This is a genomic window from Holophagales bacterium (assembly GCA_016699405.1).
In the GTDB taxonomy this organism is placed as follows: domain Bacteria; phylum Acidobacteriota; class Thermoanaerobaculia; order Multivoradales; family JAGPDF01; genus JAAYLR01.
This window is the reverse complement of sequence record CP064972.1, coordinates 3,919,402-3,934,947: the sequence shown is the minus strand read 5'-3', so window position 1 is coordinate 3,934,947 and position 15,546 is coordinate 3,919,402. Positions and strand designations below refer to the sequence as shown.

At 70.8% G+C, this 15,546-nt stretch carries 9 protein-coding genes; 3 read left to right on the top strand and 6 right to left on the bottom strand.

Going from position 1 to position 15,546, the window contains the following annotated elements; all coding sequences use genetic code 11:
- Window positions 1–30: 30 nt before the first annotated feature.
- Window positions 31–1,992 (bottom strand): acetate--CoA ligase, encoded by a 1,962-nt coding sequence (acs, locus tag IPJ17_16305; GenBank protein QQR73031.1) that lies wholly within the window; start codon window positions 1,990–1,992, stop codon window positions 31–33.
- Between the two features lie 270 nt (window positions 1,993–2,262).
- Here acs and msrA point away from each other — a divergent pair, with 270 nt between their 5' ends.
- Complete coding sequence (msrA, locus tag IPJ17_16300; protein QQR73030.1) at window positions 2,263–2,877, top strand: peptide-methionine (S)-S-oxide reductase MsrA; 615 nt, start codon at window positions 2,263–2,265, stop codon at window positions 2,875–2,877.
- Between the two features lie 250 nt (window positions 2,878–3,127).
- Here msrA and IPJ17_16295 read toward each other — a convergent pair whose 3' ends face one another.
- Complete coding sequence (locus IPJ17_16295) at window positions 3,128–4,282, bottom strand: DUF2911 domain-containing protein (GenBank protein ID QQR73029.1); 1,155 nt, start codon at window positions 4,280–4,282, stop codon at window positions 3,128–3,130.
- 175 nt (window positions 4,283–4,457) lie between these two features.
- Between IPJ17_16295 and IPJ17_16290 the strand changes: the two genes are divergently transcribed.
- Window positions 4,458–6,011: a glycosyltransferase family 39 protein gene (locus tag IPJ17_16290; protein ID QQR73028.1), complete on the top strand. Its 1,554-nt coding sequence runs from the start codon at window positions 4,458–4,460 to the stop codon at window positions 6,009–6,011.
- A gap of 24 nt (window positions 6,012–6,035) precedes the next feature.
- Here IPJ17_16290 and IPJ17_16285 read toward each other — a convergent pair whose 3' ends face one another.
- The 3 genes from IPJ17_16285 to IPJ17_16275 form a co-directional block, all read right to left on the bottom strand.
- A complete protein-coding gene (locus tag IPJ17_16285; GenBank protein QQR73027.1) occupies window positions 6,036–8,063 on the bottom strand; it encodes a gamma-glutamyltransferase in 2,028 nt (675 codons plus the stop codon).
- Window positions 8,060–10,237: a S9 family peptidase gene (locus IPJ17_16280; protein ID QQR76203.1), complete on the bottom strand. Its 2,178-nt coding sequence runs from the start codon at window positions 10,235–10,237 to the stop codon at window positions 8,060–8,062. Before IPJ17_16280 ends, IPJ17_16285 begins: the two co-directional genes overlap by 4 nt.
- A 324-nt stretch (window positions 10,238–10,561) precedes the next feature.
- Window positions 10,562–11,779, bottom strand: a complete 1,218-nt coding sequence (locus tag IPJ17_16275) for a glutamine synthetase (GenBank protein ID QQR73026.1) — start codon at window positions 11,777–11,779, stop codon at window positions 10,562–10,564.
- A 592-nt stretch (window positions 11,780–12,371) separates the two neighbouring features.
- Here IPJ17_16275 and IPJ17_16270 point away from each other — a divergent pair.
- The gene (locus IPJ17_16270) at window positions 12,372–12,698 is read left to right on the top strand and encodes a hypothetical protein (protein ID QQR73025.1); all 327 of its coding nucleotides are present in this window, start codon (window positions 12,372–12,374) and stop codon (window positions 12,696–12,698) included.
- A 111-nt stretch (window positions 12,699–12,809) separates the two neighbouring features.
- Here IPJ17_16270 and IPJ17_16265 read toward each other — a convergent pair whose 3' ends face one another.
- Complete coding sequence (locus IPJ17_16265) at window positions 12,810–15,449, bottom strand: peptidase M14 (protein QQR73024.1); 2,640 nt, start codon at window positions 15,447–15,449, stop codon at window positions 12,810–12,812.
- Window positions 15,450–15,546: the final 97 nt, after the last annotated feature.

Here is a 15,546-nt window from a genome sequence, read left to right as displayed (position 1 = left end):
CAGGGTGGCAGACGGCTGGCGCGACGGCGGTCAGTCGGCGAGCGTCGAGAGGTCGCCCGGGTCCTCGCCGAGCTCCTGGGACTTGAGGTAGCGGCGCACGATCTTGCCGGAGCGGGTCTTCGGCAGGCTCGGGCGAATCTCGATGTCGGAGGGTTGGGCGATCGGCCCGAGGTCCTGGCGGACATGGTCCTTCAGGCTGCCGATGAGGCCGGGCCCTTCGGACTGGCCGGGCTTGAGGACGACGAAGGCCTTGATCCGCTCGCCCTTGACCGGGTCGGGCAGGCCGATGACCGCACTCTCGGCGACCGACGGGTGGCGCAGCAGCGAGCTCTCCACCTCGGCGGTGCCGATGCGGTGGCCGGCGACGTTCATCACGTCGTCGGCTCTCCCGAGCACGGCGAAGTAGCCGTCGCGATCGCGCACCGCGATGTCGCCGGCGGCGTAGCAGCCTGGCACCTGGCGCCAGTACTGCTGGTAGCGATCGTCGTCGCCCCAGACGGTGCGCAACATGTAGGGGAGCGGCTGGCGGATCACCAGGAGCCCGCCGTGCCCGTCCGGCAGCGACTTGCCGTCGCGATCGACGACGTCGGCGACCACGCCGGGGAGCGGCTTGCCGGCCTTGCCGGGCCGCACCTCGAAGGTCGGGAGCGTGCCGAGCACCGGGCCGGCGACTTCGGTCTGCCAGAAGTTGTCGACCACCAGGCCGTTGCCCTGGCCGACGAGGTGCTTCTGGGCCCAGAGGTGCGCCTCCGGGTTGAGCGGCTCGCCGGCGCAGGCGAGCAGGCGCAGGCGCGAGAGGTCGAAGCGCTTCGGTGCCTCCTCGCCGTGGCTCATCCACATGCGCAGAGCGGTCGGCGCGGTGAACATAAGGTTGATGCCGAAGCGCTCGACGAGCTCCCAGGTCACCTCGGGCGACGGGTAGTCCGGCACCCCCTCGCGGCAGAAGACGGTGGCGCCGACCGAGAGCGGCCCGTAGACGATGAACGAGTGGCCGACGATCCAGCCGATGTCCGAGGTGCTCCAGTAGATGTCGCGCTCGGTGATCTGGTAGAAGGCGCGCGCCAGATAGGTCACGCCGACCATGTAGCCGCCGGTGGTGTGCACGACACCCTTGGGCTTGCCGGTGGTCCCCGAGGTGTAGAGGATGAAGAGCGGGTCCTCGGCGTCCATCGGCTCGGGGTGGCAGTGGATCTCGCGCGCCTGCTGGATGTCGTAGAAGTCGCACTCGCGCTCGCTGTCGAACGCCACCGGCGCGTCGCCCGGCCGCGAGCCGCGGCGGTGGACGATGACGTGCTCGACGAAGGTCAGGTCGCGCACCGCCTCGTCGATCGTCGGCTTGAGCGCGATCTTCTTGCCGCGACGGAAGGTGAAGTCGCTGGCGACGATCACCTTGGCGCCCGAGTCGACGATGCGCGAACGCAGCGCCTGCGTGCCCATGCCGGCGAAGACCACCGAGTGGATGGCGCCGATGCGCGCGCAGGCGAGCATGGTGACGATCCCCTCGGGCACCAGCGGCATGTAGATGATCACCCGGTCGCCCTTGACCACGCCGAGGCGCTTCAGCGCGTTGCCGAAGCGGTTCACCTCGCGGTAGAGGCGGTTGTAGGTGTAGGCGTGCTCTTCGCCGTCCTCGCCGACCCAGAGGAGCGCGGCCTTGTTGCGGCGGTCGGAGTAGACGTGGCGGTCGAGGCAGTTCACCGTGGCGTTCAGCTTGCCGCCGAGGAACCACTGGTGGTGCGGCGGGTCGAACTGGCAGACGGTGTGGAACGGCTCCATCCACTCGATGGCGCGGGCACGTTCGGCCCAGAAGACGTCCGGGTCGGCGAGCGCTGCGGCACGCTCGATCTCGTCGTTGGCGAGGTAGGCCTCGCGCGCCAGGCGGATCGGCGGCTTGATGACGATCTCGTCGTTCGCCAGCTTGGCGATCGCAGCCTGCTGCGTTTCGCTGAGCTGCAGGTCAGGGACGGGCTCTTGGGACGGATCCTCGGCCATCGGCGTCTCCTCGAGTGGAATGAATTTGCGGCACCGTAGCATCCGCCGGAGACGGAGGGAACTGCGCGAAAGGGTGGCTTTTCCGCCGCGCCGCGGCGAAGGGAGAGCTCGAGCGCGTGCGCCGGAGGCGCCGGGGGAGAGCCAGCGACACGGAGCGTCCAGGGAACGCGCTCCTCGCGTAGGAAGGTGGAAGCGGGAAACTGCGGCGTCGTTGCCGCATCTCAAGCACGAGCCCCGGCTGGCGGGGCCTCGGACCGGCAGGAGGTCGTCGTGGCTCGATTCGCAGGGAAGGCCGTTCTCGCATTGCTCGTCGTCACGCTCGCCAGCCCGGCGGCGTTCGCAGTCTCCGCCAAGGCCACGTTCGCCGGCGGTTGCTTCTGGTGCATGGAGCCGCCGTTCGAGAAGCTCGACGGCGTGCTTTCGGTGACGTCCGGCTACACCGGCGGGACGAAGACGAACCCGACCTACGAGGAGGTTTCTTCGGGCGGCACCGGCCACCTCGAATCGGTCGAGATCCTCTTCGATCCGGCCAAGGTGAGCTACGAGCAGTTGCTGGAGGTCTTCTGGCGGAACGTCGACCCGACCGACGGGGGCGGGCAGTTCTGCGATCGCGGCGAGCAGTATCGGACGGCCATCTTCGTCCACGACGCGGCGCAACGCTCCGCCGCCGAGGCGTCGAAGGCCGCGCTCGACGCCGCGAAGCGGCTGCCCGGACCGGTGGTCACGCCGATCCTCGCGGCCTCGGCCTTCTATCCGGCCGAGGAGTACCACCAGGACTACTGGAAGAAGAATCCGCTGCGCTACCGCTACTACCGCGGCGGCTGCGGGCGCGACGAGCGCCTGAAGGAGCTCTGGGGCAGCGAAGCAGGCAGCAGCCTTCACTAGCGAGCGATCGAGCTCCAGCGGTCGGCATGCTTCCGGCCGCTGGGCAATCGATCGAAGGGACGAATCGGAGCTTCGCGCCAGGGCGAGCGCCCCCGCCGCGGGTCCTGTCCGGCCGGTTTCCCATCTCCGTGCTCGCCCGGAAGGACCCTGGTGGGTGGGTCACGTCGTTCGCCGATCCGGGCTCCGCGCGGGGATGGGAGCCCTCCGTCCGACCACCCGCGGCCCCCCACCCGGCAGATCGGGGCGGTGCTCAGCTCCAGGGCTTGCCCTGCGACAGCGTTTCGACCGCCTTTTCGAGCGACTTGCGATTGACCTCGTCCGGCGCCTGCTTGAGGGCGATCCGGGCGTGGACGAGCGCCTGCTTCAGGTCGCCGACGGCGGAGTAGCCGCGGGCGAGGCCGACCTGCACCGGCCACTCGTCCGGATGGCGCTTGGCGTTGAGCTGGAAGACGGCCAGCGCCTCCTTCGGCTTGCCGTCACGCATCAGGCGACGCCCGTAGCTGTGGATGTCGAAGGGGCCGGCGGTGGTGCTGGCGATTGCCTCGGCCATCGTCTTCGTGGCCGCGTCGCCCTTGCCGTTGGCGCTCTGCAGGTCGGCGAGGAGCGTGAGGGCTTCGAACGTCCGCCGGCCGACGAAGGCGTCGCGCACCGCCTGCTCCGCCCAGGTCTCGGCCTCGGGGAGGTTGACCTTGCGCTCGAGGCAGAAACGAGCGGCGTTGAGCCAGGCGGCGTGGGTGAAGGCCGATCCGGTCCGCAGCTCGCGACGGAGATTGGCGACGTAGAGGTCGATCATGTCGGGGACGCGAATCTCGAACGGCAGCGCGAGGTCCTCCCACTGCAATTCGACCGTGGCCCGATCGAGCTGGCGATCGGTGAACTCGTAGCTCAGCCACTCGCGATAGGGGTTCTTGTGCGGCTTGGCCGGCACGCGCAGCGCGTCCTCCTTCGGGTCGTAGAAGAAGCTCCCCCAGTCGGTCGAGCGCTTGGAGAAGATCACCGTCCACTCCTCGGGGCCCGGGATGAAGTGAAGTCCGTAGCGTCCGGCGGGGAGCTTCTTGCCCTGGATCTCGACGTCGTGGTCGACGGCGAAGACCGTGTTCTCGTTGGCGCCGCCGCGCCAGGGACACTCCTTGCCGCAGGGGCCGTAGCCCAAGTCGGCGAGGCCGAAGGGAACGAGGTCGCCCCAGATCTTGCCGTGACGGTCGCTGCCGTCCGGAGCATGGACATCGGGGCTCGAATACTCGATCGAGACCTCGACCAGACCCATCTGCTGGACGACCTTGGCGCGCTGGTTGTCGCCCGACGGGGGCAGGGTGACCCCCGACGCCTGGGCGAGGGCCGGGGTGGTGGCAAGGGCGGCGACCGCGAGAGCGGCCGCGGCGAACGGAAGAACGGGGCGACGCATGGTTTCCTCCTCGACTTGGGGGAGAGCGGTGAGCGGCTCGACTGTCGAGGAGGTACGCGGGGGCGTCGCGAAAGTTCACGCTCCGGACGGGACGTCCGGTGAGCGATCCGCTTGACAAAGCGCGGGCACGGCGCTCTTCTTCGCCAGATACGCCGTGTCGGCGAGGGAGGGCTCGATGGATCGAGGGCTGTCGCGGAGCCGGGAGATCGAGCTCGATCGCACCGGCCCGCTCCTGCGCTGGGGTGTCCCCGGGCTGGTCGCCGTCTTCCACCTCGCAACCTCGTCCGGTTACGGGATCTTCCGCGACGAGCTCTACTACCTGGCCTGCGGCGAGCATCCTGCCTGGGGCTACGTCGATCACCCGCCGCTCGCGCCGCTGCTGGCGGCAGCGGTGCGCGCGACGCTCGGCACGTCGACGCTGGCGCTGCGACTGCTTCCGGCGCTCGCCGCCGCTCTCTTCGTCGCGCTCGCCGGCTCGCTCGCCGTCGGCCTCGGGGGGCGCCGCCCGGCGCGGCTGCTCGCCCAGCTCGGCGCGGCGACCGCCCCGGTCTTCCTCTCGCTCTTCGGCATTTTCTCGATGAACGCCTTCGACCTGCTCTTCTGGGCCTCGGCGTTGCGCCTTCTGGTCGAGTTGCTCGACGACGGTCCCCCCGAGCTCTGGCTGGCCTTCGGGCTCGTTGCCGGAGTCGGCTTGCAGAACAAGGTGAGCATGTTGTTCCTGGGGTTCGGCACCGTCGTCGGGTTGCTGCTCGGCGGACGCCGCGACCTCCTGGCGACTCGCTGGCCCTGGCTCGGTGGCGGCATCGCCGCGCTCGTCTTCCTGCCGCACCTGCTCTGGCAGCGGGCACACGGCTGGCCGACGCTGGAGTTCATGGAGAACGCCCGGCGGCTGAAGAACGTGGCGCTCGACCCGCTGACCTTCCTCGCCGAGCAGTTCCGCATCATGGGGCCGGCGACCGCCGTGCTCTGGGTCTCCGGTCTCGTCTACCTGCTCTCCGGCCTTCAGATGCGACGTTTCCGACCGCTCGGCTGGGGCTACCTCGCGGTGCTCGGCGTGATGCTGGTCACCGCGGCGAAGCCGTACTACCTTGCTGCGGCTTACGCGCCGTTGATCGCCGCCGGGGCGGTCGGCGTCGAGCACCTGAGCCTCTACTTCGGGCGACGGATCCTGCGCTTCGCGGTGGCGCTGGTCGTCGTCGGCGCCAACCTCGCGCTGGCGCCGTTTGCCAAGGCCATCCTGCCGGTCGAGAGCTTTGTGCGCTATTCGACGGCGCTCGGGGTCCGGCCCGGGACCGACGAGCGCCACGAGATCGGTCGTCTGCCGCAGTTCTTCGCCGACCAGATCGGTTGGCGCGAGCTGGCCGAGACGGTCGCCGCGGTGCATCGCGCGCTTCCTGCCGAAGAGCGCGAGCACGCCTGCGTCTTCGCGCAGAACTACGGTCAGGCCGGTGCGATCGACCTCTACGGTCCGTCCCTCGGGCTGCCGAAGGCGATCTCCGCCCACAACAGCTACTGGCTCTGGGGGCCGCGCGCCTGCAGCGGCGAGGTGGTGATCGTCATCGGCGACCGGCGGCAGCGGCTCGAGGAGCTCTTCGCCGACGTGCAGCTCGGCGCCACCTACCGTTGCAGCGACTGCATGCCGTACGAGGCGGAGAAGCCGATCTGGATCGTGCGCCACGGCAAGGTGCCGATCGCCGATCTCTGGCCGCGAATCCGCAGCTTCATCTGACCGCGGCGCGCACGCCGAAGGGCGTCACCAGCCGACGCCGTAGTCCTCGCCGTGGTTCGACGAGCCGCCCCACATCGTGCCGTGAGCGCGATCGAAGACGATGGCGTTGATCGGTCCCGAGGTCTTCGCCTCCGCGTCGACCTGGTAGCCCATCGTGCGGAGCTCCCGGCGCACCCACTCGGGGACCTGCTCGTTGACCGTCAGCCGGCCCGGCTGGCTCGCGTGGTCGCCGAACGAGCTTTTCATCTGATAGCTCACGAAGTTCGCCGCTTCGGCGGCCTCCTGGGCGTTCATGCCGAACTCCACGACGCCGAGAAAGAACTGCAGCAGGTTCTGGTCCTGCGTGTCGCCGCCCTGGACGGCGGCGGCCAGATAGGGAGCGCCGTCCTTGACGGCGAGGGTCGGGGTGAGCGTGACCCGCGGGCGCTTGCCCGGGGCCACGACGTTGAACGGGTTCTCGCGGTCGTCGAGGACGAAGCTCTGCATCCGCTGGGAGAGTCCGATTCCGGTGTGTCCGGCGACGACCGCCGGCACCCAGCCGCCGGAAGGCGTCATGGCGACGACCCAGCCCTCGGCGTCGGCGGCGAGCACCGAGGTGGTGCCGCGACGGAACGTCTCCTCGAACGAGTCGCCGCGTTCGGCGGTGCGCGGGGGAGGCGGTGCATCCTGCGGCGGGACAGGACCGCCGGGCGCGGGCGTCGGCGAGCCGGAAGGGGTCGGTGAAGGCGCGACGCTCGTCGGTTCGGCCACCGGCGCACCCGGCGGCTCGGCCACCGGCGCGAAGTCCGGGATGCCGACGCCCGGCGTGGCCACGGTCGTCGGCGGCGTGGTCGCCTCGAGCTCGAGGTAGGGGTTGATCCGTCCTTCGAACGGATAGGGATCACCGTGAGAGATCTGCGGGTCGTTGCGGCGTGGATCGATCCGCTTTCGCCGCTCGGCCGCATATTCCTTCGACAGCAAGCCGCGCACCGGCTCCTCCGGCGGGGAGTAGGGATCGCCGTAGTAGAAGTCGCGGTCGGCGAAGGCGAGGTTCATCGCCTGGTAGACGGTGTGGATCTCCCGCGCGCTGTTGTAGCCCATGGCGGCGAGGTCGAACGGCTCGAGCAGGTTGAGCGCCTGGAGCATCGCCGGTCCCTGGGTCCAGACGTTGAGCTTGTAGACCTCGATCCCCTTGTAGCTCGTCGAGACCGGCTCCTCGATCTCCACCTTCCAGCGGTCGAGATCGCCGGCGGTGATCAGGCCGCCGATCTCCTGGACCCCGCGCACCAGCTCGAGGGCGATGTCGCCGCGGTAGAAGCGATCGTAGGCGGCGTAGATCGCCGCCTTGCGGTCGAGCCCGGCGGCGAGCCCGGCGCGCTCGCTTTCGACCAGCTTCTCGAGCGTCGCCTTGAGGTCGGGCTGGCGGAAGACCTCGCCCGGCTGCGGGGCCTCTCGTCGTTGGCCCGCATGGGGCAGGAAGACCGCGGCGGAGGCCGGCCACTGCTTGAGCTTCGCCTTCTGTCGCTCGATCGTGTCGGCGAGCTGCTGCTCGATCGGGTAGCCCTCGGCCATCTCGATCGCCGGAGCGAGCACCTCGGCGAGCGAGAGCTTGCCGTACTCGGCGAGCATCACCATCAGGGCGCCGGGGGTGCCCGGCGTCACCGCGGCGAGCGGGCCCTCGGCGGGCGGATAGGAGAGACCCTGCGAGCGGAAGAGGTCCGGCGTGGCACCGGTCGGAGCCACGCCGAGCCCGTCGATGGCGATCACCTTGTGGAGCTGGGGGTGCCAGAGGAGGGCCTGGGTCTCGCCGCCCCAGCCGAGGGTGTCCCACATCGTGGCCGAGGCCGCGAGCATCGCGCACGCCGCGTCGACGGCGTTGCCGCCGGCGAGAAAGGTCCGAGCCCCGGCGGTCGCAGCGAGCGGCTTGCCGGTGATCGCCAGCCAGTGCCGGGCGTGGAGCACCGGCTTGGCGGTGGTGGCCGCGGCGGCGGGTGTCATCCCGGCCGGCAGCACGAGGAGCGAGGCGAGGGCGAGCGCGGCAGTGCGCGCGAACGGCGGATGGCTCGTGGTCACTGGTCGATCCCCGCGAGATGGAGGAAGAAGGCGTACTGGAGCGCCTGGTCGCGCAGCCGCTCGAAGCGCCCCGACTTGCCGCCGTGACCGGCCTGCAGGTTCGTCTTCAGCAGCAGCGGCCGCGCGTCGGTCTTCGTGGCGCGGAGCTTGGCGACCCACTTGGCCGGTTCGTAGTACTGCACCTGCGAGTCCCAGAGGCCGGTCGTCACCAGCATCGCCGGGTAGGCCTGGGCCTTGACCTGGTCGTACGGCGAGTAGGAGAGCATGTAGTCGTAGAAGCGCTTGTCCTTCGGGTTGCCCCACTCGTCGAATTCGCCGGTGGTCAGCGGAATGCTCTCGTCGAGCATCGTGGTGACGACGTCGACGAACGGGACCGCGGCGACGACGCCGCGATAGAGATCGGGTCGCAGGTTGACCACCGCTCCGACGAGCAGACCGCCGGCGCTGCCGCCGGCGGCGAAGACCTTGTCCCGTGCCGCATAGCCGCCGGCGACGAGCGCCTCGGTCACGTCGACGAAGTCGAAGAACGTGTTCTTCTTCTTCAGCAGCTTCCCGTCCTCGTACCAGCGCCGCCCCATCTCCTGGCCGCCGCGCACGTGCGCCAGGGCGTAGACGAAGCCGCGGTCGAGCAGCGAGAGCAGGTTGGGGTTGAACGACGGATCGCTCGAGAAGCCGTACGAGCCGTAGCCGTACTGCAGCAGCGGCGCCGTGCCGTTCCGCGGCAGCCCGCGGCGATGGACGAGCGACACGGGCACCCGCGCGCCGTCACGCGCCGTCACCCAGATGCGCTCGGTCTCGTAGCGCGTCGGGTCGAAGTCCCCGACCGGGTCGCGCTTGAGCAGCGTCCGCTTCCCGCTCCGGACGTCGAGGTCGAAGGTCGTCGTCGGCGTGCCCAGGGAGGTGAGGGTGTAGCGCAGGACCGTTCCGTCCTGCGTCGGGTTGGCGCCGAGGAACATGACGTAGGAGGGCTCGTCGCTGGCGATCAGGCTCTCGGATCCGTTGCCGAGCGGCTTGACGCGAATCCGGCGCAGGCCGTCGCTGCGTTCGGCGATCGCCAGGAAGTCACGAAAGACGAGAAAGGAGTGGACGAAGGCTTCCTCGCGGTGCGGCACGACCTCGTGCCAGGCCGCGCGGTCGGCGGTGCGATCGCCCGCGACCTCCATCAGGCGAAAGTTCGGCGCCTTCCAGTTGGTGCGGACGAAGAAGCGGTCGCCGAGATCTTCGACCTGGTACTCGTGGTCGCGCTCGCGCGGCAGGAAAACGCGCCACGCCGCCTCCGGTTGATCGGCCGGAAGGAGCCGGACCTCGGTCGACAGGGTGCTGCGGCTGGTGACGAGGATCCAGCGCTCGGAACGGGTCTTGTCGACGCTCACCGAGGAGGTGCGGTCGGTCTCCTCGTAGACCACCGGGTCGCTCGCCGGGTCGGTGCCGAGGCGATGGCGCTTGACGCGGAAGGCGAGCAGCGTCGTCGGGTCCTTCTCGACGTAGAAGAACGTGCGGTTGTCGTTGGCCCAGGCGACGTCGCCCGAGGTGCCGGGGATCGCGTCGGCGAGCAGCTCGCCGGTCGCGAGGTCCCGGATCCGCACGGTGTAGAGGCGGCGACTCACCGTGTCCTCGGCGAAGGCGAGCAGTCGCTGATCGCTCGAGACCTCCGTTCCCGCCACCTGGTAGAAGGCGTGGCCACGCGCGGCGAGATTGGCGTCGAGCAGGACTTCGGCCGGAGCTGCGGGGTCCCCCTTGCGGCGCAAGAAGATCGGGTACTCCTTGGCATGCTCGTGGCGGACCGAGTACCAGTAGCCGCCCTTGTGCCAGGGAACGCTCTCGTCGTCCTGCTGGATCCGTTTGGACATCTCCGCGTAGAGCGTCTCCTGCAGCGCTTCGGTCGGGCGCATCGCCGCCGTGGTGTAGGCGTTCTCGGCCTCGAGGTAGCCGAGCACCTCCGGGTCCTTGCGACTGTCGTCGCGCAGCCAGTAGTACGGGTCGTCCCGGGTCTCGCCGTGGGCGACGAGCGGATGCGGCCGCCGCGCCGCCTTCGGCGGGACGACCGCCGCGGACTCCTCCGCTCCGGCGGTCGCCGGCACCTCGGGCGCGGCCACCGCTCCGGCGGGTGAGGCGCCGGCGGCAGCGCGGAGGGGCGAAGGGAGTGCGGCGAGCGACAAGGCGAGGATCGGCATGGCGTGAGCGAACGGAGGGAGGTTGAACGGCATCAGGACGGCTCCGAGGTGACGGGTGAAGGATACTCGTCGCAGCGGGGTGCGGCGCAAGCCGGCGCTGGACGGGCGCCGGTCGACTCCGACCAAGGCGCTCGCGCAGGTCCGAAAAGCCGTCGCCGTTGCGCTCCGTGGCTCGCCGCAGGAGGCCGCGTCGCCGCAGCGGAGGGGATCAGCGAGCCGAGCGTCCCCACCGCGGTTCCGTCCTTGCGGCGCGATCCTCCGCGCCGCGGAAGGACGTTTCGCCGGCTCGCTTCGCGCGCGCGGGAGCTCCGACGAACCGACGGTTCAGTGCTTGTGCAGGTCCTTGTGCATGAGTCGGCGGCTCTCGGCCAATCGCTCGGCGGCCGGGAGCTGTTGCAGTCGTGCCGAGAGCTCCTCGTCGGCCTCCGCGCGCAGCTTGGCGGTGACGAGGTCGAGCATGCGAGCGGGAAAGCCTCCCTCCTCGAAGAAGGCGCGGTGCGCTTCGAGCGAGCGCGCCGCGGCGACGGCCGAGCCTGGGAGCTCGTCGAGCGCCGCGCGCTGCTCCCGAGTCAGGTCGCCCTTGACCTCGAGACGGTCGGCGAGCGCCACTGCCTGCGGGTCGGCGAGACCGACCGTGACGCAGCGGGCGATCGCGGCGAGCAGCAGGTGGGTGTAGGCCGAGCCGTCCGGGGTCCGGATCTCCACCGTGGGTCGTGACAGGTCGGCGGGGTAGGCGCCGTCCTCGCCGGCGTTCATCGTCAGGTCGAGCCGCTGCGGCGTCGAGAAATCGAGCGGGACGCGGATCATCGCGGCGCGGTTGCTCTTTCCCCAGCAGAGCCGGGTCGGTGCCTCCTGCCCGGGAACGAGACGGAGGAAGCTGCCGGCCACCGTGTTGCCGAAGGCGACCAGCGGCGAGGCGTGCGAGAGCAGGCCGCCGATCAGCGCGCGCGCCTCGCGGGTGAGCTCGCCGTCGTCGCCGCGCATCACGTTGCGGCCGTCGCGGGCGAGCGCCAGGTGGAAGTGCATGCCGCTTCCCGCCATTCCCTCGTCGAGCTTGGGGACGAAGGTCACCGACGCGCCGTGGCGATTGGCGATCTCGCGCAGCAGCCAGCGCAGCACCGGCAGCCAGCAGCCGAGGTCCTCGACCGGGGCGAGGTCCATCTCCAGCTCGTACTGCTCGACGCGCTTGCCGTCGAGCTCGGGGTCGTTCGACTCGATCCGGTCGATGTAGCCGACCTCGGCGTGACAGTACTTGACCGAACCGGTGATCCCGGCCGCGGCACGCAGCATCTCGTCGGCGATGGCGCGGCCGTGCAGGTAGGGCGCGCTCTGGTGGTAGTTGCGTTGCGAGCGGCCGGAGAACCGATTGTCGGCGCGGTCGAGGATCAGATAGTGCTCGAGCTCGGCGAGCGCCAGCAGCTCGAGACCGGTCGCCCGACGCAGCTCGGCGGCCTGCGCGGCGAGCAGGTTGTCCGGTGTCCACGGCGACGGCTCGCCGTCGCGCCCGGCGAAACGGCAGACGACGTGCAGCTCGTCCGGCACCCAGGGGTCGAGGAAGGCCCAGCGGTAGACGGGGACGACGTAGAGGTCGCTCTCGCCGGTGCGGAAGAGCCCGGGAAAGAGGCTCGAGCCGTCGGCACGTTCGCCCGCGGCGAGGATGCGATCGAGATAGGCACGGGAGGAGACGGGAAGGCGGAGGCTCGCGCAGCTTGCCGTCGAAGGACGGATAGCGGAAGTTGACGACGCGGATGCCGTCGGCCAGGCAGAGCTCCACGAGGTCGCGCCGTCGCCAGTCGGCTGGCAGCTTGCCGAGACGGCGGACCAGCGGACGCAGGTCGTCGTGCTCGGGGGCGGGGCGGCCTTTGAAGTCGTGGGTCATCATGGACGGAGATCCTCCGGAGACTCGAAAAGGGTAGCACCGCCCCCACCCACTCCTTCCCGCCCGATCGCGCGGGGAGGCCGCGGCGGGATGCTCGTGGAACGTGCCGTCTGCCGGTGTCCGATCCCGTCCGTCCGCGCAACCCGCGCTCCGCTGTCCCGTAGCTCGGAGGACGCGCGACCGGCCCACGGGAGACGTTCCCCGCCGGCGGGAGCGCGAGAACGCCGGGCCCTGCGCCCGCCAAGGAGAGATCGAATGAACCGTCGCCACATCCGCTCGTTCGCCGCCGCCTGTGCGCTGGCGGCCTTCGCCCTTCCCGTGCTGGCCGCCGACGCCGGGAGCGCCATCAGCCTGACCAACAAGACCGACCGCCCCTACCACGTGATCGCTCGCACCGGCGAGAAGGAGCGCTGCGAGCAGAAGAAGGAGATCCACAAGCTGACCATCGCGCCGGGCGAGACGGCGACGATCGAGTCCGGCGGCAAGGACGTCTGCTGGTGCTTCGCCGCCGATCCGCGCACCGATTCGTGCATGGAGGCGATGAGCAAGAGCAAGCCGGGCTCGCTGCGGACGATCCGCTGACGCCGGACCCGGCGACCTGGACCGGCAGCGTCGACGATCGCCTCGATCGTCTCCGCTGCCGGGCCGCCCGGCCGGTCGGGCCGCTCGCCGCGGCGCCGCCCTTCGCCCTGCCTAGTTCGCCGGTCCGAGGAGCACGGCGTTGGCGAAGAGCAGCTCGGTCGCTTCGGCGACGGCGCGGACGTTCGGGTCCTCGGCGAAGGCGATGACGTGGCCGTCGCCGAGCGGGCGGTCGAGGAGGAAGGCCTTGCGGGCGAGTTGCTGGCGCGGCTCGTTCCAGACGATCCCCGAGGCCAGCAGCCGGTCGGCTGGCGCATAGAGCCCGACGTTCGCGCCGACGTCGAGCTTGATCGGGGTGAAGATGCGTCGGCTCTCGACGAGCGCCTGGATCTCGCCGTCGCTGCCCGCGGCGAGCCAGTGCTCGCGATCGAGCTCGACGCGCAGCAGCGCTCCCGGAGTCAGATCGGGCAGCTCGCGCTCGGGGCGGATCGCCTCGTCGAGGTCGAACGGCGTCTTCGCGTCGCGTGAGGCCTGGCCGCCCTCCGACTTCTCGTCCTCGGTCCGCCCGCCGCGCAGCTCGGTCGAGGTGCCGAGCAGGCCGACCTTCTCGCGACCCGCCCAGCGGGACGCTTCGCCGATCGTCACCAGCGTGCCACCGGCTCGAACCCAATGGTCGAGCCGTTCGATCGCCCCTTCGTCGAGCGCCGGCGAGTAGTCGCCCGCGGGGAGCACGAGGACGTCGACCGCGGCGAGGTCGAGCCGGCGCAACGAGGCGACACGCACGGCCGTCACCGGGATGCCGAAGCGCCGCTCGAGCACGTAGCGCGACCAGCCGGCCGACAGGCTCGAGGTCGGCTCGCCCCAGGCGAGAACGACGCGCGGTGACCGCAGGGAGGTCATCGAGTTGCTGCCGAGCGAAATGCCGTCGTCGACCCAGCCCGAATCGACCGGCTCGAGCGTCACACCGTGGCGTCCCCCGAGTCGGCCGAGACGCGCCGCGAGATCGGCCGGGTTCCCGGCGGTCCGCACGAAGGCGGTGCCCGCGGGGTAGTCGCGTCCGGCGAGCTTGAACGCGGCGCCGGCGGTGCGGACCGCGATCCCCTCGCGCAACGCCTCGGCGATCAGCGCTGCCGTGCCGCTGCCCCACCGGGCGAGATAGCCGACGCGCGCGGCGGGAAGCGCTGGAGCGTCGGCAGCCCCGGGAGCCGCGGGGGAGAGCGCCGTGAGCGCTCCCTCGATCGGCCGGTCGCTCGCGACGACCTCGACGTCCCAGGCGAGCGGCAGGCTCCAGGCCGTGACGTCGTAGATCTGGTCGGGGAGCCGCTTCTCTCGCCGTCGCTCCTGTTCGGCGACGAACTTGGCGTCCATCGCGACGCCGGGCTCCAGGAGGTTTCGTGCCAGCCGCCCGGCAGGTTGGGCTGTCGGGACGACGAAGGTTCCGGCCGGGAAGGTACGCGAACCGAGCGCGATCGGTCCCGTCGCACGCTGGACCTCGATCCCCTGGGTCAGCAGGAGGCGGGCGAGCCGCTCACTGCGCGCCGGGTCGTTGCCCGGCGCCATCAGGTAGGCGCGCACCGGACCGTGCTCGCCCTCGGCGACAGCGCTCCGGCGCGTGGCAAGGAAGTCGCGCAGCAGGCTCTCGCGGTCGCGTGCGGCGACCTCGAGCGTCGTCCGCGCGGCGGTGAAGTGGTGCGCCACGGCCTCGCGGAAGGTGAGCGTCGTGCCGTCGCGGCGGCGCAATGCCAGTCCGCGCGGCGAGGCCTGCTCGTAGGTCATCCCGACGGCCCCCTGGTAGATCGGCCAGGACTCGCCGTAGCCCGGGAAGAACGCGTCGAAGACCTCGCGGGTGAAGTAGGCGAAACCGCGCTCGTCGAAGCGCTCGGCGAGCGCCCGTCCGAAGCGTTCCCACGCCGCGATCTGCGCCGGCTGGATCCAGGGGTTCGTCGGCGCGGACGGCGGCGCGAAGAAGTAGGTGGCGTCGCCACCCATCTCGTGCAGGTCGACGACGACCTGCGGGAAGAAGCGTCGGAAGAGGGCGATCCGGCCGGCCGTCTCGGGCTGCGACAGGGCGATCCAGTCGCGGTTCATGTCGAAGAGATAGTGATTCGACCGGCCGCCGGGCCAGGGCTCGTCGCGCTCGGCGGCGAGCGGGTGGAGGTCGGGTACCGCGGCCCGACCGGCGCTGTTCGAAGCGAGAAAGCGCGCCCGCCCGTCGGGGTTCTGCAGCGGATCGACCAGGACCAGGGTGTCGCGACGGATCTCGTCGAAGCCGCGATCGCCGCGGGCCGCGAGCAGGTAGTAGGCCTCGGCGAGCGCCGCGTCGGCCGGGGAGATCTCGTTGCCATGGACCGAGTGGAGCAGCCAGACGACCGCCGGCAGCTCGCGGAGGAGACGTTCCGCCTCGACCTCGGGGAGCGAGCGCGGGTCGGCGAAGCGTGCGAGGTCGCGCTCGAGCGCGTCGAGCCGGGTGATCCGCTCCGCCGAGCCGATCGCCAGCACCACGAGGGGCCGTCCCTCCCAGCTCTCGCCGTAGCGGATCAGCCGCGCCCGGTCCGGTGCCGCGCTCTGCAGCGCGGCGAGGTAGCGGAGGATCTCGTCGGGGGTGCTGATCTCGTCGCCGAAGTCGTGGCCCACCACCTCGCGCAGTGTCGGGATGCCCGGGTCGACCGCGACGCCCGGAGCGAGCTCCACGGGCGTGGCCGCCGGGGTGGCGAGCAGCAGGGTGGCGGCGAGAGCGTGAACGGCGAGCGGCATCGACTCCTCCTCGGCGCGGGGCAGGGTGCGCCGAAGAGAGGATAGGTCCTCCGTCTCCGGCGGGCAACCGAAGAGAATCGCGTTCGGCGATGGCGCG

Coding starts and splice junctions, on each gene's coding strand:
- acs (QQR73031.1), bottom strand. CDS start 1,992: ATGGCCGAGGATCCGTCCCAAGAGCCCGTCCCTGACCTGCAGCTCAGC.
- IPJ17_16295 (QQR73029.1), bottom strand. CDS start 4,282: ATGCGTCGCCCCGTTCTTCCGTTCGCCGCGGCCGCTCTCGCGGTCGCC.
- IPJ17_16290 (QQR73028.1), top strand. CDS start 4,458: ATGGATCGAGGGCTGTCGCGGAGCCGGGAGATCGAGCTCGATCGCACC.
- IPJ17_16280 (QQR76203.1), bottom strand. CDS start 10,237: ATGCCGATCCTCGCCTTGTCGCTCGCCGCACTCCCTTCGCCCCTCCGC.
- IPJ17_16270 (QQR73025.1), top strand. CDS start 12,372: ATGAACCGTCGCCACATCCGCTCGTTCGCCGCCGCCTGTGCGCTGGCG.
- IPJ17_16265 (QQR73024.1), bottom strand. CDS start 15,449: ATGCCGCTCGCCGTTCACGCTCTCGCCGCCACCCTGCTGCTCGCCACC.